10 protein-coding genes are annotated in these 22,011 nt (G+C 38.5%); 9 read left to right on the top strand and 1 reads right to left on the bottom strand.

What is annotated here, in order from left to right:
• Positions 1–342: 342 nt before the first annotated feature.
• Both ACT3CD_RS01415 and ACT3CD_RS01420 read left to right on the top strand, forming a co-directional pair.
• Complete coding sequence (locus ACT3CD_RS01415) at positions 343–1,116, top strand: sialate O-acetylesterase (RefSeq protein WP_444642217.1); 774 nt, start codon at positions 343–345, stop codon at positions 1,114–1,116.
• Between the two features lie 430 nt (positions 1,117–1,546).
• Positions 1,547–4,222 (top strand): glycoside hydrolase family 2 TIM barrel-domain containing protein, encoded by a 2,676-nt coding sequence (locus tag ACT3CD_RS01420; protein ID WP_444642219.1) that lies wholly within the window; start codon positions 1,547–1,549, stop codon positions 4,220–4,222.
• Positions 4,223–4,552: 330 nt separating this feature from the next.
• Here ACT3CD_RS01420 and ACT3CD_RS01425 read toward each other — a convergent pair whose 3' ends face one another.
• A complete protein-coding gene (locus ACT3CD_RS01425) occupies positions 4,553–8,638 on the bottom strand; it encodes a hybrid sensor histidine kinase/response regulator transcription factor (RefSeq protein WP_444642221.1) in 4,086 nt (1,361 codons plus the stop codon).
• A 738-nt stretch (positions 8,639–9,376) separates the two neighbouring features.
• On the opposite strand from ACT3CD_RS01425, the gene ACT3CD_RS01430 reads away from it, so the two are divergent.
• The 7 genes from ACT3CD_RS01430 to ACT3CD_RS01460 all read left to right on the top strand — a co-directional run bounded on the left by ACT3CD_RS01430 (position 9,377) and on the right by ACT3CD_RS01460 (position 22,001).
• Positions 9,377–10,606, top strand: a complete 1,230-nt coding sequence (locus ACT3CD_RS01430; protein ID WP_444642223.1) for a glycoside hydrolase family 88 protein — start codon at positions 9,377–9,379, stop codon at positions 10,604–10,606.
• 2 nt (positions 10,607–10,608) lie between these two features.
• Entirely contained in the window at positions 10,609–12,123 is a 1,515-nt protein-coding gene (locus ACT3CD_RS01435; RefSeq protein ID WP_444642225.1) for a T9SS type A sorting domain-containing protein, read from the top strand.
• A 364-nt stretch (positions 12,124–12,487) separates the two neighbouring features.
• Entirely contained in the window at positions 12,488–14,044 is a 1,557-nt protein-coding gene (locus ACT3CD_RS01440; RefSeq protein ID WP_444642227.1) for a sulfatase, read from the top strand.
• Positions 14,045–14,375: 331 nt separating this feature from the next.
• On the top strand, positions 14,376–16,940 hold the full coding sequence (locus tag ACT3CD_RS01445) for a hypothetical protein (protein WP_444642229.1): 2,565 nt from the start codon (positions 14,376–14,378) through the stop codon (positions 16,938–16,940).
• A gap of 78 nt (positions 16,941–17,018) precedes the next feature.
• A complete protein-coding gene (locus tag ACT3CD_RS01450; RefSeq protein ID WP_444642231.1) occupies positions 17,019–18,614 on the top strand; it encodes a sulfatase in 1,596 nt (531 codons plus the stop codon).
• Positions 18,615–18,813: 199 nt separating this feature from the next.
• Entirely contained in the window at positions 18,814–20,208 is a 1,395-nt protein-coding gene (locus ACT3CD_RS01455) for a sulfatase family protein (protein ID WP_444642232.1), read from the top strand.
• A gap of 308 nt (positions 20,209–20,516) precedes the next feature.
• On the top strand, positions 20,517–22,001 hold the full coding sequence (locus ACT3CD_RS01460) for a hypothetical protein (RefSeq protein ID WP_444642234.1): 1,485 nt from the start codon (positions 20,517–20,519) through the stop codon (positions 21,999–22,001).
• The last annotated feature ends 10 nt before the right edge of the window (positions 22,002–22,011 follow it).

Genomic DNA, 22,011 nt, shown 5'->3' on the forward strand with positions numbered 1-22,011 from the left:
AATATATCTTGTCAGTTACTTTATTTTTCTTGCTTATACTAACAATAATTTTAGATTGGTTTTATGAAACGAGCCACGAGAGTGAATTCTCACAAATGTGAAAGATTATTTCGGCGAGTTACAGATGGCAATTAAGAAACAAATTATAAATATATGAAACGAACATGAATTTTAGCATTCTAAAATACACACAGGAGAATGATTAAAATTCATCGAGAGTTCCATATGACCATTGAAAGATAAATTTAAACATATGAAACGAGCCATGAGTAGGATTTTTCGCAAAGGAAGATTATTGTGTTGGCGAGTTTCATGTGACCTTAAAAATTAAATTATTACCACATGAAAAGTAAAAGCTTTATTTTTTTACTGGGTCTTATTTTGACCAGTTGTAGTACTCCACATCGGGATTTGGATATTTATCTGTGCATAGGACAGTCAAATATGGCTGGCCGGGCCACGATTGATGAAACTGTTGAAGATACGCTTGAACATGTATTTCTATTTACAAACGATACAACTGAAATGTGGGTTAAAGCGGCTAATCCGTTAAATAAGTACTCGACCATTCGGAAGAGTCTTAAAATACAGAAGGTCGGTCCTTCTTTTTCCTTTGGCGAGGTGATGGCAAAAATGCAGCCGGATAAAGAGATTGGACTTGTGGTTAACGCAAAAGGTGGGACTTCGATTAACCAATGGCACCCCGATAGTCTTTTTTTTAAGGAGGCTGTTCGTCGAACGAAATTGGCTATGAAATACGGACACCTGAAAGGCATTATATGGCACCAGGGGTGTGCTGATGCCCGTAAGTGGAATTCTTATTTGCCTAAGCTGCAATATATGGTCGCTCAACTTCGGAAGGAATTGGGAGATGCTGATTTGCCTATCGTTGTAGGGCAGCTGTCTTATGATAAACCCTTTAGAAAGTCTTTTAATGAAATGCTACTTGCGGTGCCCGATAGTATTAGCCATTCAGCGGTGGTTAGTTCTGAAGGACTTACTACAATTGACAAAACGCATTTTGATACCAAAAGTCAAGTTGTTTTTGGACAACGATATGCAGAAAAGATGATAGGTCTGATCAGTGCTCGCTCAGATAAGCCTGTGGCAGATTAGAAATTTTTATATCGGAGGTTTGTGAAGCTTTCAAAATGATTCTTTACTGTGGCAAATGACCATTTTGAGAGCAAGCGTAACGCAGAAGTTGACTTTATAGACAAACACTAGATAGTGCCTGTCCATAAAGTCGGGAGTTTGAGCTATAAAGTTCAAAATCAAGGCTTGCGCAGCTCGAAAAATGTGAGTTTACTTCCGTAAATGACCATTTTGAGAGCAAGCGTAACGCAGAAGTTGGACTTTATAGACAAACTCTAGATAGACTCTAAGAGATATTATTCAACACTTTATTACCTTTTTAATAGGATATAATTGGGGTGGTAACCCATTTATTTGATAGATGAAACGAACCATGGGAATTGATTCAGACACAGAGGGATGATTAACTTCGGTGAGTTCCATATGACCTTAAAAAACAACATATAATCATATGAAACAGATATTATTATTGCTTTTATTCGGCTTGTTAATTTTTGATAGCCAGGCTCAGGTTAGGTGTGAGTATTCCATTAATTCGAATTGGAAATTTTGTAAAGGGGATATTGATGCTGCCTCAAATGATGCCCGTTGGGAAAATGTTTCAGTTCCTCATTGTTGGAATATTGATGATGTAATGGACGATGAACTTGGCTATTATAGAGATACCGCCTGTTATAAAAGAGATTTGTATATCCCGGGTTCATGGCGTGATAAGGAGGTATTTCTCGTTTTTGATGCCATTGGAATTAGTGCAAGTGTATACATTAACGGACAGTTGGCTGGCAGTCATACAGGCGGGTATACTGCTTTTAACATCCCAATTACAAAATATCTTAATTTTTCAGATGAAGGGAACTCAAAAAATCAACTTTTCGTTAAAGCCAATAACAGTTATAATAAGGATATTCCTCCTTTAAGTGGTGACTTTACTTTTTTTGGAGGTATTTACCGGGATGTTCACCTCGTTGCCTTGGATAAGGTTCATTTCCGGATGGATCAGTATAATTCACAGGGGGTTTTTTGGACGACCCCAAAAGTTTCAAATGAGTCTGCTGAATTAAATTTAAAAGGTGCTTTTTCCAACTCTTTTTCTCGAACAAAGAAAGTGGTGGTGGAACATGTGGTGATGGATAATGCCGGAAAAGAAGTGCTTAATTATGAGAAAAAACGTACTGCTAAAGGAGGCGAATCAGTCAGTTTTGATTGTAAGTTAAAATTGGAGAACCCCAAATTGTGGTCTCCCGAAAATCCGTATCTGTATCGACTAATATCCCGGCTCAAAGTAGATGGAAAGATTGTTGATCAGATTGAAAACCCGATTGCTTTTCGTTGGTTTAAATTCGATGCCGAGAATGGTTTCTTTTTAAATGGTTCGCCTTATAAGCTAATTGGTGCTTCCCGACATCAGGATTTCGCGACGCTGGGTAATGCGTTGGATGATGCCGTACATATTCATGATGTGGAATTGCTTAAAGAAATGGGCGGTAACTTTTTACGCATTGCGCATTATCCGCAGGATGAAGCTGTTCTTGAGGCTTGCGACCGGCTGGGGGTACTCACCTCTATCGAAATTCCGTTAGTAAACAGCATTACAGAATCGGAAGCTTTTTTTCATAATTCTGAAATCATGTTACGTGAAATGATGGCTCAATATTATAATCATCCCAGCATTATAATTTGGGCTTATATGAACGAAATATTTTTGCATACTCCTTACGAAAAGGGATCCGATGAGCTGGCGCATTATCTTCATTCAACGAACCAACTTTTTACAAGGCTCGAAAATATTATAAGGGAAAATGATCCCTATCGTTATACGATGATGGTTGGCCATGGTGGAGGGCAGATTTATTCAGATGCCGGACTGATAAATATTCCAAAGATTTTTGGATGGAATATTTATACCGGATGGTACGACGGTAAAAGCTCAAATATTGGTAAAACAATGGATAAGAGACATGACCTGTGCAAAGGGGTTCCAATACTTGTTACTGAATATGGTGCCGATGTCGATTATCGAATTCATAACTTTGACCCCATTCGATTTGATAAGTCAGTGGAATATGCCATTGATTATCATCAGGAATACATTAAAGCATTTAAAGAGCGGAAGTTCATAAGTGGAATGGTGGTATGGAATCTGGCCGATTTTAGTTCTGAAACAAGAAATGAAACAACGCCACACATTAATTCCAAAGGGCTTCTCACGTATGATCGTAAACCGAAAGATACTTATCGCTTTTATAGAGCTAATTTCGGCGAGGAACCTTATTTGGAAATAGGATCAAAGGAATGGAATTTTAGAACCGGTCAGCAAATTTTGGCGGATAATGATTTTGTAGAGCAGCCTGTTCAGGTATTTTCAAACCTGAAGGAAGTTGAATTCTTTCAAAATGGTCGCTCTCTGGGGCGAAAAGAGGTAATTAACGGGATTGCGACGTTTAATGTGCCGTTTAAACAAGGTGAAAATCGATTGTTAGTCAAATCTGCGTTTAAGGGTTATGATGTTGCAGATCAGGCAAGCATCAAATTTAACATTGTGCCTAAGGTGCTTGATGATCCGGATCTTCCATTTCAAACCTTAAATATTAGTCTCGGTGACAAGCGATTTTATACCGATTATAAAAATCATGAAAACTGGTTACCTGCTCAGGAATATTTTCCTGGAAGTTGGGGGTATGTTGGTGGTGAAGTTTATAAGATGAAGAATACCAAAAGGCAAAATTTTGGTAGCGATATAAATATTATTGACAGCGATATGGATGCTGTATATGCAACGCAACAGCTTGGAATTGATGAGTTTCGGTTTGATGTGCCGGATGGAATTTATGCCCTGGTGCTTCATTTTTGTGAGCTGTCATCAAATGTTAAACGTCAGAATTTGATCTATAATTTGGGAAGTAATGGTGATAACACTGAGAATAATGAGGAACGGGTTTTTTCTGTGACTCTCAATAATAAGGAATTTATCAGTAATCTCTCAAATAACGAGGAGCTCCTGCCTGAAAAGGCTGTTTCATATAAAACAACAGTTGTTGTAACTGATGGCAAAGGTATTTCTGTTAAGTTTGATGCAATTAAAGGTAAACCCATATTAAATGGCATTCAGTTGCGAAAGAAATTGTGATATGGAATCTTTTTTCCTGACGATTTTATCATGTTAACTGATCAACCTGTACATTGTTTTTGTTAGTAAATCCGGCGAGTTTTAATATTCGCCGGATTTTGTTTGTTATTGGCGATTCAGAATATGACTAGAATTACGGCCAGGTGGCTGATGACTTTGCATCGTTTTATTCAACATACCCACATAAGGGAGGCGGAGTAGGCGCCCTAAATTCAGTCGTTTGTATCCTGAAAAATAAATGACCAGTCCCTCAATAAATGCAACGCCGAAGTAGGGCTCTACAGACAGTGATTGTTCATAAAGTCGGTCGTTTGACCTGTAACACAGCTCTTAATGGTTGCGCCGCGATTTATCCTGGATATATTCACTCGGTGAAATGCCATATTGTTTTTTGAACGAGCGTGTGAAATAGTTGTGAGAGTTGAAACCCACGGCATAACCTATTTCATTGATTTTTAGCTTCCCTTCATCCATTAATTTTATCGCATTCTTAAGACGTATATTTCGAATAAATTCAGTGGCAGATTGATTGGTTAAAGTTTTTAATTTTCGATACAAGTGCGTCCGGCTAAGGTTTAATTGTTCGGCCAATTTTTGAACCGATAAATCAGGATCACTTATATTGGCCTCTACCACGCTTACAGCTTTTAAAAGCAATTTTTTATCTAAATCAAATGATGAGTATTGATCTTCCCAGTTTTGGCGGTTGGAATCAAATGATTGTCGAAGTATTCTTCTTGATTCCAGTAAACTATTTATTTGCGCAATAAGTAACTGTTCATCAAATGGTTTTCCTAAGTATGCATCGGCGCCGGAATTGAGCCCGGTTATCCTGTCTTTGACGGAATCGAGCGCGGTAAGCAGGATGACCGGAATATGGCTGGTTTTAATATCTGTTTTTAACGTGTCGCACAGTTCAATTCCATCCATCTCTGGCATCATTATATCCGAAATCACTAAATCAGGAAATAGGGTATTTACCTGTTCCATCGCGAGTTTTCCGTTTCTGGCTTTTGCTACCCTGAAATAATTTTTTAATATGTCGCTTATATAATTTAGTAATTCAACATTGTCTTCAACTATCAGGACAAGAGCATTTTCATTAATTTCGTCTTCTTTGTTGAAGCTTTGTTTCTCATTTACTGCGGGGGTATTTTGAACCGAATAATTGGAAATAGTTGTTTCAATGGTTTCATCTGAATTGTTAAACTGTAATGATTCCGATTGATTTTGAGGTAGATAAATAGTGAATTCAGTGCCTGTATTTACCTGGCTATTTACTATTAACGTTCCTTTATGAGCTAAAATGTAGTTTTTGGCTAATGATAAGCCTATTCCGGTGCCTTGCCGGGTATCGTTAATTTGATAAAATCTTTCGAAAATTGCCGCTAAGTGTTTTTCAGGTATTCCGTTGCCCGAATCAGAAACGGTTATTTCTAAAAAATTATTTGTGATTTTTTCTCCGATGGAATAGGTATTACCCGAAAATTGTGAAACATGTTTTGCATTACTATATATTTCCAATAGTATTTCACCACCATCGGGAGTGTGTTTAAATGCATTTGATAAGAGGTTGAATAACAGTTTATCTACCTTGTCAGGATCAAAATCCATTTTAAGTTTCGATAAATCGGTGACGAAATTAAATTTGATATTCCGGATTTTTGCATTTTCTTCAAAGCACGAATAGATGTTACGACAAAAAGCTATGATTTCTGCATTTACCGGATTCAGCTGTAGCTTCTCTGAGTTTACCTTTCTAAAATCCAGAAACTGATTGATCAGACGCAATAAACGGTCTGTATTGTTTTTTATCAGTTGCAATTGTTTATATGATTCTTCTGGTTGAGCTTCGTTTTTTAATAAGTGATTAACAGGTCCCTGAATTAGTGTCAGTGGTGTCCTGAATTCGTGAGATATATTGGTGAAAAATTGAAGTTTTAGCTGGTGCAGTTTCTCCTTGTTTTTTCTGTTGATTCTTTCTAATTCAATTTCACTCTTAAGGATTTGTTGTTTGATAGATTGTTTTCTGATAAAATACAGAATAATTAAAAATGCCAAAATGTATGTAACATACGCATACCATCGCAGCCAATAGGGTGGAATAATTTCAATGAATATTTTAGTGGAATTCTTATTCCACACGCCGTCATTGTTAGCCGCTTTTACTTCGAAAGTATAATCTCCCGGCGGAATTTTGGTAAATGTTGCTGTTTCATTGTACTCAATATTAATCCAATCATCGTTAAACCCAATTAATCTGTATTTGAATCTGTTTTTTGATGGATCAATATAGTTGTTTGTAACAAACCTAAATCCAATGGAGTTTTGGGTGTAGTTTAACTTGAGGTATCTTGTTTTTTCTATTACATCATCTAAAATTTTTGTCTTTTCTCCAGGTATTACAAGCTCATTATTGACATAAAGCTCTGTGATTATAGTGGTGGGTGGTGTAAGGTTTTTGGTAATATTTTCAGGTTGAAACCGGATGAATCCATTGGTGCCTCCAAAATAAAATACGTCATTAGAGCAGATCGCCGAATTAGGGTTGAATTTATTGTTTAGTATGCCATTGGTGTTATTAAAAGATCTGATGGTCTTTGACTTCGGTTCAAATAAACAAAGCCCTTGATTAGTGGTTAGCCAAAGGCGATTGTTTTTGTCTTGAAGCATTGAAAATATTTCATTGCCTGTGAGGCCGTCTTTTGTGGTATAATGATCTGTATTATATGTTACAGTGTTGAAATAGTCAAGCCCTTCACCGTTTGTCCCAATCCATAAATTCCCTTCATCGTCTTCAAGCATGGAATAAATGAAATTACTGCTTAAACTCGTGGAATTATATTCCTCATGAAAGAAATGCTTGATTTCCTGGGATCCTTTTTTTAGTAAATTAAGCCCATTGCGGGTCCCAAACCAGATATTCCCATGCTTATCTTCTAGAATTTGTCTGACATTGTTGTTCGATATGGTATTTATATTTAACGGATTATGAATAAATTGTGTGAATTTATTTGTCTCAAAATTGTAAAAATAAGCGCCATTTGGATAATTACTCACCCAAAGACCTTCATCGGTTGCCAGTAAATAGAGTGCTTGAAATCCTTCGGTGAAAGGTGGGGTCAGTTTTTTGAATATAGTTGACGATTTTGTTTGATATAAAACGCCATGGCTGTATGTCCCGACCCATAAAGTGCCATTTTTATCGAAGCACAAGGATTTAATATTGCTTACGCTAATGCCATTGTAAGTCACTTTAGTCTGGGTGATTTTTTTCGAAATGGGATCAAAATAATTTAAATTGCCGTCTTCGGTGCCGACGATTATTTTTGAACTGTTCGGCACTTCTGTAAACGAACTGACAATATTAAAGCTTAATGAATTTTTCGAACTCGATTGTGTCTGATGATTGAAATAATTGCTGTGTTTACTGTGGAAGCATAAACCACCACAAAATGTCCCAAACCAGATGTTTTTTTGAGAATCCTGAAACAAGGACCAAACAGAATGGCTTGGCATCTCAGAATAGTTTTGCGGATTAATGACCGAAATGACCTCGTTGTTTTTAATAATGGCAATTCCTTCGTAAGTGGCTGCCCAAATCTGCCCAAGTTCGTCTTTTACTATACTTCGGACCTGATTGTCGGGAATTGCTGTTTGATCGTTATTCTCCGATTTGAAGTAGGTCTGTACCGATCCATCCAAATTTAGACAAAGCAAACCATTTGTTTCATAAGCGATCCATAACTTATCCTTGTCAATTAATGAGGAATGAATCGGCTGGGGGTATGCTTTTGAAAAATAGTAAAACGTATCTGAATCCTTGAGCTTATAATAAATTTCGCCGTCAGTGTAAAATACCCAAATAGAACCTTGGTCATCATTTGTGATAAGGCTTACTTTATTTGTTTTACCATCAATGTTTTTGTAAAAAACCTGCCTCTTATCTATGTTGAGAGTGCCAAACCCTTTTTCATCAGAAAACCAATATGTGCTGTCTTTCGTTTGGAAAAATGAATTGATATCCTTACCCGATAAATTGCCAAATTGATCTTTCAATGTGTAGCTACTGAAGTTGTCTTGTTTTCTGTTATACAGACAGAGTCCATTTTCAGTGGCAATCCATAGTCTGCCATATAAATCTTTATGAAGTTTATTGATTCGGTTGGTAGCGATACTGTTTGTGTCATTCTGGAAATGGCTGTAGCGTTTAAAGTCAATCGAGTTATAACGGTATAAACCATCGTTTGAACCAAACCATATAAATCCCATTTCATCTTCGGCTATACACATTATTGAATTATATGTGACGCCTCCCTCCGGGGTTACTCTTGTTAATGAAATAGAGGGTTCTGTATTCGCATTTGTATTTATTGAAAGCGCAATAAATATTATACAGGCAATGATGAATTTCATGTGTTTGAAATTTGTTTGTTTTTGTCACATGGATCTCCCATGAAAATAATGATTCTTCTAATTGAGAATTCCTTTCTCATGGTCGTTTCATGTGTTTGTAATTTGTTTGTTTTTGACACATCTAACTCGCCAAAACTAATCATACTTCTGCTTGAAAAGCAACTTTTTGTGTTCGTTTTATCTGATTGTCTTTTGTTTTTTAGGGTAACAAAGAACTCGCATGAGATAATTATTCCCCGGTATGAGATCTTATTATCCGGTAACAGCAATAAAATTCAAATGCTTGATAAAAAATTTTCAAATTCAAGGTTTGTGAAGTCCTGAAAATGCGGGTTTTTGAAGGTGAAGGTAAATGCCCATTTTGAGGATAAGCATAACGCCAAAGTTTGACTTTTGTTGCAAACACTGTTTGTTTCGATTCTGATGAATGCTTCGCATTTTATTTCAATTGACACATGAAACCTTGCATGAAATAATTATTCCTCCTTGTTTGTCAAATTTTCCTGACATAGTTTTTTTATGTGAGTTTTAGTCTTTTTTAAGAATCAACTTTATGCAATATACACTTTTTAAGGCATTTTGATTAGCACAAATGTCGTTTCAGGGAACATGTTTATTAGTAAGGAACAATATTACAATAAATTGGAATCCTTGATGTAATCTTTCATTGTTTAGCATTTTACATTTGTAATGTTAGATGTTGTATGATTTATATAAATAAAACAAAAGTAAAATTTTATGAGATTATATGTTTTTTTGGGGGTGCTTCTTTTTTTGGCGGTTTCCTGTAAAAGTAATGTAACGCAAAAACAATCTGACTCAGATCAGGAACTGTTAAAAAATATTTATGATCAGGAATTTTATGCTTTGAATTTGGTCAATAATTATAACGACAGTGACTATAGAATATTTCCCAGAACTATTGGTGCCAATGGGAAGTTGAAAAAAGTTGGTAGAAAAGACTGGACAAGTGGCTTTTATCCCGGCGTTCTTTGGATGATGTATGAATTAACCAATGACACAATGTGGATGAAAGAGGCGGCTAAATTTACAGGTCTTCTTGAAAAAGAGAAATATAATGGCGGTGATCATGATATTGGTTTTAAAATGATGTGTAGTTATGGACAGGGTTACAAGCTTACAGGCAACAAAGCCTACCGTGAAGTATTGATTCAGTCTGCACGTACTTTAATAACTCGTTTTGATGAAAAGGTCGGTTGCATACGATCATGGGATCATCATAAAGATAAATGGCAGTATCCGGTTATTATTGATAATATGATAAACCTGGAATTGCTTTTTTGGGCCAGCAGAGAAACTGGTGATTCTGTATTTGCCAATATTGCCATTAAGCATGCTCAAACGACCATGAAAAATCATTTTAGATCTGATTATAGCACCTATCATGTGGTGAGTTATGACACGATTACCGGTAAAGCGCTTAAAAGGCAGACGCATCAGGGGGCTTCTGATGAGTCATGCTGGGCAAGAGGGGAAGCCTGGGCTTTGTACGGTTATTCAATGGCATATAGGGAAACGCATTTGACGGAATTTTTAAGCCAGGCCGAAAAGGTTGCTAATTACATTTTAAACGTTGCTAAGCTTCCTGAAGATAATATTCCTTATTGGGATTATAGTTTGGCCGGTCTGCCCAATGAACCGCGCGACGTTTCTGCCGCAGCTGTTATGGCAAGTGCTTTTTTTGAGTTGTATTCGTTTGGTGTTGAGAACGGCGAGCAGTATCTGGAAGCGGGCAACAAAATAATGAAATCACTCCACTCTGAAGCTTATTTTAATGAAACCGGCACAAATGGTGGCTTTTTACTACGCCATTCAACCGGATCAAAGCCTTCCAACTCAGAAGTTGATGTTCCTCTTATTTATGCCGATTACTACTTTTTGGAAGCATTGCTAAGAAAAAAACAAATAGAGAATAGTCATTTACAATCTGTTAAATTAAAAGGATAGTCATGAAAAAAAATCTACAAATTTTGAATCTTTCATTAGCATTTATGCTATTTGCATCGCTGAATATCTTTGCGCAGGATTTCCATTTTACGCAAGGATTTGAAACCTCTTCTACGCCTGATGGTTGGGTGGCTGAAAATGTTTCTTATTCAAGCTCTACTAAAAATGCGGCCAATATGGTTGCAACAGATGCTGTTTATGCGGCAAAAATGAAAACGGATGAGTCCTATTCTTCGTTACAAACTCCCAAAATTAATGGTGCAACAGATTTAACGTTTTGGTGTAAAGTAAAGGATGCTGACATTGTCCCAACTGTTAAAATACAGACTTCAACAGATGGTATTGAGTGGACTGATTTTGTGACTAATCCCACGGGGTTGGACCTTGAAAATACATCAGATTTCCAAAATGTTACCGTTTCACTTAATATTGAGGGTGATGTTTATGTCAGGTTTTATGTCAGTTCTGAAACACCAGGTACTTCAAGTAAGGGCACATTAACGATTGATGATATTCAGATTGGCAAACCTGCTCCCGCCGTTAATGATGTATCTCTTTCATCATTAACCATCGATGGTGTGGTAATAGATAATTTTGATTTTACCAATACCAGTTATTCGGTTGAAATACCTTACCATGGAAATTATACAGTAGCCGCTGAAACCAATAATCCAAACGCAACGATTGAAATCACCCAGGTGAGTGATATTGATGGTACCGAGGCTGAAAGAACAGCTTCCATTGTTGTTACTGGCGAAGACGGTGTAAGTCAGGCCACAACAACGGTTGTTTTTGTCAGATCTGATTACTTTTTTAAAGAGGGATTTGCGTCTGACGCAGTAAGTTTACCCGGTTGTGTGAAGAGTCATACTTATCAATCGGCCAATAATGTGCCTGCTGGCAATCAAAATCTATACCCGGGCGACGAGGCTTTGAAGTTTACCGGAGGACCTGAAACTGACCCGGGTTATATCTTAACGCCTAAAATTAAAAATGTTGGAACGCTTACATTTTGGGTGGCAGCGCAGGCTGTTTTCGAAGGTCAGAGTTTAACCGTATATGTAATGAATGGTAATGATAGTACCGAAATGATAAGTCTCGATTATAATGAGCTGACGGTTGATTGGCAGGAAGTGGTTGTTCCTATTAATGAAACGACTGATTCTATTCAGATCAAAATAAGAGCGATTTGTGATATTAACGATGAATCTACCAGCCGGATTTGGATCGATGATCTATTGCTTACGGCTTATGAAAAATCAACGTCAGTATCAGATTTTGACGCGCCTAAGGTTCAGGTTTTTCCCAATCCTGCTATTGATAAATTAAATATCCAATTGCCGGACGATTTTTATCAAAGTGCCGAAGTCTTTAATATGGATGGCCGTATGGTGTTACATGAGGTTATTAATTCTGATCAATTAACCTTAAATATTAGTGGTTTAAGTAAAGGGATTTATGTGATATCTTTATCAGGCGAGAATAAAGTTTATAAAGCGAAATTTGTAAAGGAATAATGCTATAGCTGAAGGTGGGTGTTTGAATCTAACTATTTTTTAGGATGAACAGATCAAACACCCATTTTTTTATCCATTTTCATTATTTCTGTTTTATCCGTATTGCTAAGCCATCCAATTTGGATTTGTATATAAAGTTGAGCGTTTGATCGAGGCCATGCAGATTCAAAATTTTCGAAGCTTAAATCGTGGTTTTATTATTAAAATAATTGTTTTGAATGCGGGTTAACCGGCGAAAATGGTACTTTTTTGTAACTCTGTTTTATTAGTGCGAATGGTTTGTGTCAGTTTTTGAAGAGATTATAAGTTTGAATGAGTAATTTATTATTACCCGGTATTATTGAATTTAATTTTAATAAAAGAAATGAATCGACTAAATATTGCTTTGATTCTAATGCTTTTATTGTCAGCTTGTTCTGAAGCTGTTGGTAGAAAGCCAAATGTTCTCTTTATCTCAATCGATGATTTAAACGATTGGGTTGGCGCATTACATGGAAATAACCAGGTGTTAACGCCAAATATGGATCAGCTTTTCGAACAAGGGGTGTTATTTAGCAATGCACATTGTTCCCAAGCGGTATGTACAGCTTCCCGCAATTCCTTACTCAGCGGGATTCATCCATCTACTTCTGGATGGTATGCTTCAACTAAAGCAATGCAAGCGACCTATGACAAGGTGATGGGTGACCATAAAATGCTGCCTCAATATTTCAAGGATAACGGTTATGAAACCTTGGCCGTTGGTAAAATTTTTCATAACGGTGTTAGCGATTATAAAGATAAAATAACTGATTTTTGGGATGAAATAGCGCCTGACTATAAAGTCCCCAAAGACTTAAGAGACAGGGGAAATGGTTACAAGGGTAACCGGTTCTATCCATTCCCCAAAAATGGGAGTCAAATCGTAAATCATTACGGAAAGGAATTTTCCAATGGCCAATCTTTGTGTTATGGCGCGCTGGATCGTGAAGATATGCCCGGTGGTAAAATGTTTGATGAGCTCATTGCTGAATGGGCCATTGATAAATTAAATGAAGAACATGAGAAACCCTTTTTTCTCGCTGTAGGTTTTGTACGACCTCATGTACCCTATACCGCCCCCAGAGAATTTTTTGATTTATACGATTTCGATTCCATTAAATTACCTGAGATGCCGGCAGATGAAATGGCGGACATTCCTTTAATGGGTAAGTCTATTGCCTACGGAACTATTAATGGAGGGGATCATTATGCGGTTACAAATTTAAGTGATACTTACTGGAAGGAACTTATTTATGGTTATCTGGCATGTGTTTCTTTTGCTGATCATGAATTGGGCAAGGTTATCGAAGCATTGGAAAACAGTAAATATGCCGATAATACGATTGTTGTCCTATGGTCCGACCATGGTCAGCATCTTGGTGAAAAACACCATTGGCGCAAACAGGCGCTATGGGAAGAATCCACCAGGGTGCCTTTGTTCTTTAAAGTCCCTGGAATGGATGCGGCCGGTGAGGAATGTGATGAAGCGGTCAGCCTTTTGGACATTTATCCTACACTGGTGGATTTATGCAGCCTGCCGGATGATTCTGTATTAGAAGGAAATAGTATTATTCCTTTAATCAAAAATCCTCAATCTTCCTGGGACAAGCCGGTTCTGAGTACCTGGTATTACAAAAATCATTCGGTGCGTAGCAATAAGTGGCGTTATATCCATTATCGTGATGGAGGTGAAGAATTGTACAATCATCAAAATGATCCGGGCGAGCATGTTAATCTTGCAGGTGACCCTGAGTTTGAAGATGTTATTAAGGAACTGCGGAAATACCTGCCTCAGCACGATGCACTACCGGCCGGCTCTGATAAATGGGCAGGTGATGTTTTGGACCGAAGAATCAAGCATTGGATGGACAACGATTCAATCCCTTATTGGCTCAATTAGTAGTCGGGAGTTTGAGCTGGGAAGTTCAGATCCAGGGCGTACGCAGCTCGAAAAGTATGGGTTTATTGGTCTAAATGATCATTATGAGTGTAAGTATATCACAGAAGTTGGACTTACTTATTAGTACTATTATTGAGTTTAACTTTATCACAACAGAGTTAGCTATTATAAAGATAAAATAGCTGATTTTTTGGACGAAGTAACACCTGACTATAAGGTATCCAAAGATTTAAAAAACAGAAAATGGTTCCCATGGTAATAGGTTTTATTTATATTTTAAATATGGCAGTTAAAGAGTGAACCATGATGGAGACGTTTTAAATAGAAAACGATGAAAAGTGCATTATTTCAGTTTCTGTATTTATTTATAATTGTTGTTTTTCCGGCAATTGAAGTTTTAGGAAGTAAATCAACACGCATTGAACAAGTGTCCGCAGAATGGGATAGTTATTCTGCTGCCTATGATACTTATGTAAGAGCCGGATGCCATGAAAAAGAGAGTTTTGGCGCTGAACCTACTTCGGAATATGGCAATACTGCATATACAGACCAAGGTTCGACAACTGATGCATCTTATAATTCTCGTGTATCGGCATTCAATGCTGGTGATGAATCTGACTGTTTCAATGGGGCAACTGCGGGAACCGATGATGACATTATTCGGGATAATAAGCCGGGTAATATTATAAATACGGCCGATTACCCCTATTGGCGAGCCTTGGCAGACACTTCAGCTCTTTTCGCAGCAATGAAAGAGGATGCGCTTAATAATGATGGTACTGAGACCCGTGACGTCATGGGCGCAAATGCGTTATTATATGTCCTCGATCCGCAGAACAGAGCGGCTTATATTGCAAATATCTATGATCAATTTGAGTCCAGAATCCGGACTATGACTATCCCGATCAGTGCCTATTCATCTGTTAACTCTCACGAATTGTTTTTTGCTTTGCTGGCGCTGGACGTTGTCCGTTATGATATGGATTCCGATGCTCTTGCTGAATGTGAGGGCTGGCTTGAAGAAAAGATCTTTGACTTGGTGCTTGGCCGTTGGGACCCTCATGCCTGGGCTATGAGAATGTTATGGTATAAGTATAAAGGTGATGAGGCTGATTTTCAGGCCGCAAAACAGGCGTTTGATACCGGTCTGTCTGAACATTATATGCCCGACGATGGCGTGTCTCCAGCGGGTAATGGTTACTGTGTACAACGTTGGAATAGTATTGAACGTAGCGTTAAAAATACCACCTTGAATATTATGGAATACATGGGCTACAACGAGTACTATACCAACCCGGGAATTATCGGACTTAAGGAGTATATGTATGGCTATGCCGTGGCGCCCTTTGGACGTATTTTATTGTATGGTGATTCCCGGGATACTGAGGCTCAGGTGCCATGGCATCTCGAGGGGGATAATACGATTTTGTCGCCTCACATTGTTTCTGCTGCCCGTTTTTCGCCCGATGCCTATAAATATGCGATGTGGGTATTGCGTAATGGGGCTGGTGTCACCAATGGAAAACTAAAGGGTTATTTGTCCAATTTCTTGATTATGGCGGGCACGGCAGAAAAGAATGATCCCATAGGTTTTAATACGGATGATGCTCAATTGGCGCCGAGTCGAACATTTAAAAATTATGCTGTCTTTTTAAGCCATGAACAGTCCACTGACGCCCTCTTTTTAAGCATGCTGAACCTCACCGGGAACACTGAGTATCATACTCACTATGAGACCAATGCTTTAGCAATGGCTGCTTATGGCGAAATTTTATTGCGTAATGCCGGCTATGATGGTCCGGGTAACGATGTGACGGTAGATGGGGTAACAGCTACTTTTGATTTTTTGCATTCCGATTCAGAGGCGGCTAACGCCTTAACGATTGGTGGCAAAAGACATACGGAAAAAACGGGTGATGGCATACTCGAAGGCCTGCTGGGTTTGGATATTGAATATTTTCGCGGATCAGGCTCTGCGGCTATTGCAGGAACCCATTTAAGAGATGTGGTCTTTATGCAGCCTTCCAATGGCGTAAATGGTTACTTTTTAGTAATGGATCACGTCACCACAGATAATGCCGATGATAATGTAAACATTACCTGGCATCCCAATGCTTCAATACTTAAAACTATTCAAGGTGAAACCGAGTATTTCTCAGAAATAAAAATGGCCCCTGGTGCTCACGGACCTCGACTGTTTTCTGAAAATGAAGCGACATTGACCACTTTCCTTGGCACAAAGCCTGCTTCTGTGGAGATAAAACGGACGGCTAATCAGTCCAGATCAGGATATGCCTATGCGGCAGATTATATGTATGCTAATTATTGTACTCTGAATAATAAAGCTGACCTGCTAACGGTCCTTTTCCCGGGCGATAAGAGCCATACAACGGGCGATATGGATAGGATTAAATCAGGTGCATACTTTGGCGTTAAGATTGTACAGGAAGCTATTCAGGACATTGCTTTTACATCAGATGGATCAACAGCTGCCAGCTATGACGCGACTGATTTTAAAGGCGAAGACGTGGTCTACCGCAAGTCAGAAGGTCAATTCATTTCTTTCTTTGTGAAAGGGCTGTTATTTGATGATTCGGATTATGGTTTTCAGTCGGAAGATCCCGTTGCTCTTTATTTGAAAGCGTCTTCCGGCTCAGGTGGCATGAGCGGAAAGATCAACTCAAAGGGGACTGTTGTTACCTTCTATTGTCCGGGTATAGAATCGGTGCTATTGGATGGCCGTGCTGTGGATGTTATAGAGTCAGGTGCCGGTTGGATAAAGGTAGAGGTGCCTGTTGGAACGTTTAATGTAAGTATCGTTTCTAATGCAACGGTATTAGTGCCTCCTTTTTGGTCTGAGAAATCGGCACTGTCTGCTTTAGCCTGTCCCTCCTGAACAATAACTGCCTGTAACCCGGAGATATGATATTTATTAATGGACAGTCGGACTTTTTACAGATAAAAATTGAATAATATGTACAAGATAGTAGGATGTTTAATGTTATTGTTCCTGGCCGGTAGCTGTTCAATGGAAAAGAAGTCCATTGAATTGGACAGGCCAAATGTTGTATTTATTTCAGTCGATGATTTAAATGACTGGGAAGGCGCATTAATGGGACATTCGCAGGCTATAACACCGAATATGGATCGGCTTTTTAAGCAAGGTGTGTTATTTACCAATGCTCATTCTTCACAAGCGGTTTGTACTGCATCCAGAAATTCGGTCCTTAGTGGTCTTGACCCTTCTACAACCGGTTGGTATAGTTCTATTAAGGACATGCGCAAAAACTATGATCAGGTGATGGATGGCCATATGATGCTTCCTGAATATTTTAGGGCTAATGGCTATAATACCTATGCAACGGGGAAAGTTTTTCATGAAGGAGAATCTGATTTCCCCGATAAAACCTCGGATTTCTGGACCGAATATTCCCCCCATTTTTGGAATAATATGGAGCCTGAAATTAAAAAAGCAGGCTTTGGATATCGTGGTCGAATGTTTTATCCTTTTCCAAAAAACGGGGGACAGTTGGTCCAGTTATATGGCGAGGATTCCATCAATAATTACTATCGGCAGACCAATCGGTTTTATTCGTTGTGTGGAGGCCCTTTGTCTGAGGATGAAATTCCTGAAAAAGGAATGTATGATGAGCAAATTGCCAGCTGGGCCATTAATAAGATTAATGAAAAGCATTCCAAACCATTCTTTCTTGCCGTAGGATTTATTCGGCCGCACGTACCATATACAGCGCCCCAAAAGTATTTTGATATGTATAATATGGATACGTTGGAGATTCCCTCTGTCCCGGATAATGAATTTAATGACATCCCTTTGATGGGTAAGGCAATTGCTTATGGATATGCGCCCGGCGGAGGGTGGTATAATGTGGCTCAAAAGAAGGAGATTTTGCCCGAACTGGTTCAGGCTTATCTGGCTTGTGTCACATTTGTGGATGATCAAATCGGAAAGGTGATGGAGGCGCTCGAAAAAAGTCCAAACGGCAAAAATACTATTATTGTTTTATGGTCTGATCATGGCCAGCATCTGGGCGAAAAACGTCATTTCAGAAAACAGGCGCTTTGGGAAGAATCAACACGCGTACCTCTTTTCTTTAAAGTCCCCGGTCAAAAAAAACGTTCGGTCAATCGGGATCAGGTGGTTAGCCTTTTGGATATTTATCCGACGTTGGTCGACCTTTGTGGGCTTCCGGTGTCCGAAAAATTGCAGGGTAAAAGTTTGGTGCCATTACTTGAAAACCCGGATGTCAAATGGGATAAACCTGTTTTGAGTACCTGGCTTTATAAAAATCATGCTGTGAGAAGTGATCGTTGGAGGTATATCCATTATCGGGATGGCGGAGAGGAATTATATGATCACCAAAATGATCCTGGCGAACATGTAAATCTCGCAGGCGAACCCAAATTTGAAAATGTGATTATGGAACTCCGAAACTACTTGCCGAAATATGATGCATTACCGGCAGGTTCTGATGAATGGACTGGAGATGGCCTCGATCGGATAATCAATAGCTGGGCGGCGAATGATTCCATTCCAATGTGGCTCAGATAATTATTCAATATTGTTAGGCCTCTCATTCGTCGTCGTAAACTTGAGCTGGATGTCGAACTGAAAGAAAAATACAGTGAATTTATTCGAAAGCAAACACATGATGTAGTCATGAAACGAACCAGGAAAATTGTTTCACACTCCGAAGTATGATTAATCCTGATGAGTTCCGTATGACAACTGAAAGACAAATTATAATCAGATGAAAAAAATAACATTAATAGCTTTTTTCACATTGGCAGTTGCCTTGCTTTCCAAAGCACAGGAAACACGTCCCAATATATTATTATTAATCGCCGATCAGCACAGCGGTAAGGTTTTAACACAAAACGGTTATCCGTATCTTAAGACCCCCGGCATAGATAAATTAGCCGACGAAGGGGTCACTTTCACCAGGAGTTATTGCACTTATCCGGTATGCACTGCTTCAAGGTCTTCTTTTATGACGGGCGTAATGCCCAGTAAAAGTCAGCCCAACCTTACTTCCTATCCCGGTTTGGGCAATGCTTTGAAAAATGCGGGTTATGAAACCGCTTATTTTGGGAAATGGCATGTGGGTCACTCAAAAATTAAGAAGGTTGAAGACTGGCATGGATTCAGTGTTTATAAAGACGAAAGAGATGATTCAAAAACAGAAGCTATGACCATCGACTTTTTAAAGCAAAAGCACGATGCCCCGTTCTTTTTGGTGTCATCTTATCTAAACCCACACGATTGCTGTGAACTCGCCAGAAATATTTCGGGTCTGGGGGATAATTATCATGATGGACCGGTTGAAGAGAAAATGGCTGTTGACCAATGTCCGCCACTGCCCGTTAATTTTGCAATTCCACCGGATGAGGCAGAAGGTTTTTATTGTCGAAGAACGCCGGATCCTTCAGATCGTGTTATGTTTGGTAAGCATCCGGTGAAATATTGGGGCGAAACCGAATGGCGACAATATATGTATGGTTACGATCGCTTGGTTGAGAAAATGGATAGTCACATTTTAAGTGTTGTAAATACACTCGAAAAACAAGGTTTACTCGAAAATACTATCATCTTTTATACTTCTGATCATGGTGATGGTCATGCTTCTCATCAGTGGAATCAAAAAATGAATTTTTATGAGGAATCGGTCAATATTCCCTTTATCATTTCCTGGAAAGGACATACTAAAGCCGGCGTAATTGATTCTAAGGTTTTATTATCCAACGGGCTGGACTTGTATCCTACTATTTGTAAGTTAGCAGGTGCTGATTATGATGAGTCTCTGTTGGGCGAAGATATAAGTCAATATTTGCTTGGACATTCAAAAAAATTAACTAAAAAACGCAAGTATGTTGTTTCTGAAATCAATCAGGAAACCAAAACTGAAGATGGAAAGGTGGTTTTTAAAGGACGAATGGTCGTGAGTCAACGATATAAATATTTTCTCTTTGATGGTGGTGAAAACCGGGAACAGTTCTTCGATCTGAAAAATGATCCGGGTGAACTGAAACCTGTTACTGATGATCCTAAATATAAAAAGCAGCTTAATATTCATCGTCAATATCTTAAGGAATGGATTGAAAATGCTTCGGATGAATTCTTAATTACCAATATTCCTCAGATTTAGTTTGTGAATGATTGTTGCTGCCACCTTCTTTCTCAAAGACAAAGTGCTGACTATTGAAATGTTAAAATTTGAATATAATGATTATCAGCAAGCAAACTAAGGTGTCTGTAGATAAAGGTGGCAGTATTGTTCGAAACATCGTAGTCTGTAAAATTTTATGATGAATCGGGTGGTAAGGGTGTTTCTTAATACAGGGAGATTTTATCGGATGTCTGGACATCGTAAATGATTTGTAATGCGGAGGGTATCGATCCAGCCATAACGGACTAAAAGTAGTTTAATATTTTTTGAATTTTAAAGATCTTACTATGAGGACAATAATTGTAATTCTTTTTTCTGTTTTATTATTTAGTGGTAAGCAGAATGAGCATAATATTGTTTATATCAATACGCAGGCTGATTTTGATCGGTATAAAAACGCCGAATTTGAACCGGGTACGCAAATCTTTTTCGCGGTTGGGAAATCATTTAGCGGACAATTTGCTCCAAAGGGGTCCGGCACAAAAGATCTGCCGATAAAACTTACTGCTTATAATCCTAAGTCAAACAAAGCTTATTGGGACGACATTGACAATAAACCTATTATTAACGGGCATGGAGAAGTAAATTCTCCAATTTATCTGTACAATGGTGCTTTTTGGGAGATTAACAATCTTGAAGTGACCAATACAAATGGGACAGACGAGGAGCAGGGGGATTTAAGAGGCATATATATTGTGGCTGAAGATGCCGGGATTATAGAAAATATTACTGTTAGGAATTGTTTTATTCACGATGTAAACGGCAAAGTTGAAGGCAAGCGTCGGGGTGGAATACACGTGCATGTGAAGGGCAAAAAAGTAAGAACTAAGTTTCATAATTTGCTCATTGAGAATAATTATATCAAGAATGTGGGCGGAGTAGGTATCGGAAATTCCTCAAGCTGGGGCAAAATTAATTCCAATGATTATTACCCCTGGACGGATTTTGTTATCAGGGGCAACAGGGTGGAATATACCGGAAGAAATGGAATTATAGCCCGTGTGGGGGTTAATCAGATTGTTGAATATAACGTTTTGGCTTATAACAGCCGCTATAGCACCGGACATAGTGTTTTTAATTTTGCATCGATTAATTGCATTATGCAATACAATGAAGCTTATGGAAATACCGGGGATCCCGGCGATATAGATCATGGCGGATTCGACGCCGATTACAATGCCAGGGGAACCATTATTCAATATAATTACAGCCATGATAACAACTGGTTTTGTGGCATTATGCGACGTTACAACCGCGATATTACCATCCGCTACAATATTAGTATTAATGAAAGATTAGGAGCTTACGAATATGGCTTTCCACAGGATGATGAGGCCAGAGGCATCTGGATTTATAATAATATTCACTATTTCAGGGCGGGCCTGAATGCCAGTATCTTTGCCAGCCCCGGGAAGGTTCGTACGCCGAGCTATTCTTATTTCTATAATAATATTTTTTATTTTGAAGACAAAGGCACCTGGGGGGTTGAGCCCGATGAAACCTGTGAATTCAGAAATAACCTTTTTTATAATGTGGCGCCAAAAGGTAAAGGTGCAATTGTTGCAGACCCTCTTTTTGTAAATCCGGGGAAGGTCGATACAGATATAGACATGCATGATCCGGAACGATTGGCAGGTTACATGCTCAAGGATAACTCGCCTTGTATAGACGCCGGAATTGTGATAAATGACAATGGCGGCAAAGACTTTTGGGGTAATCCGCTTGGAACTGAATCTATTGATATAGGCGCTTATGAGCAGCAGAAGAATTAGTGTCTGTCCA

Source organism: Geofilum sp. OHC36d9 (genome assembly GCF_052400685.1).
Taxonomy (GTDB): domain Bacteria; phylum Bacteroidota; class Bacteroidia; order Bacteroidales; family Marinilabiliaceae; genus CAZHHH01.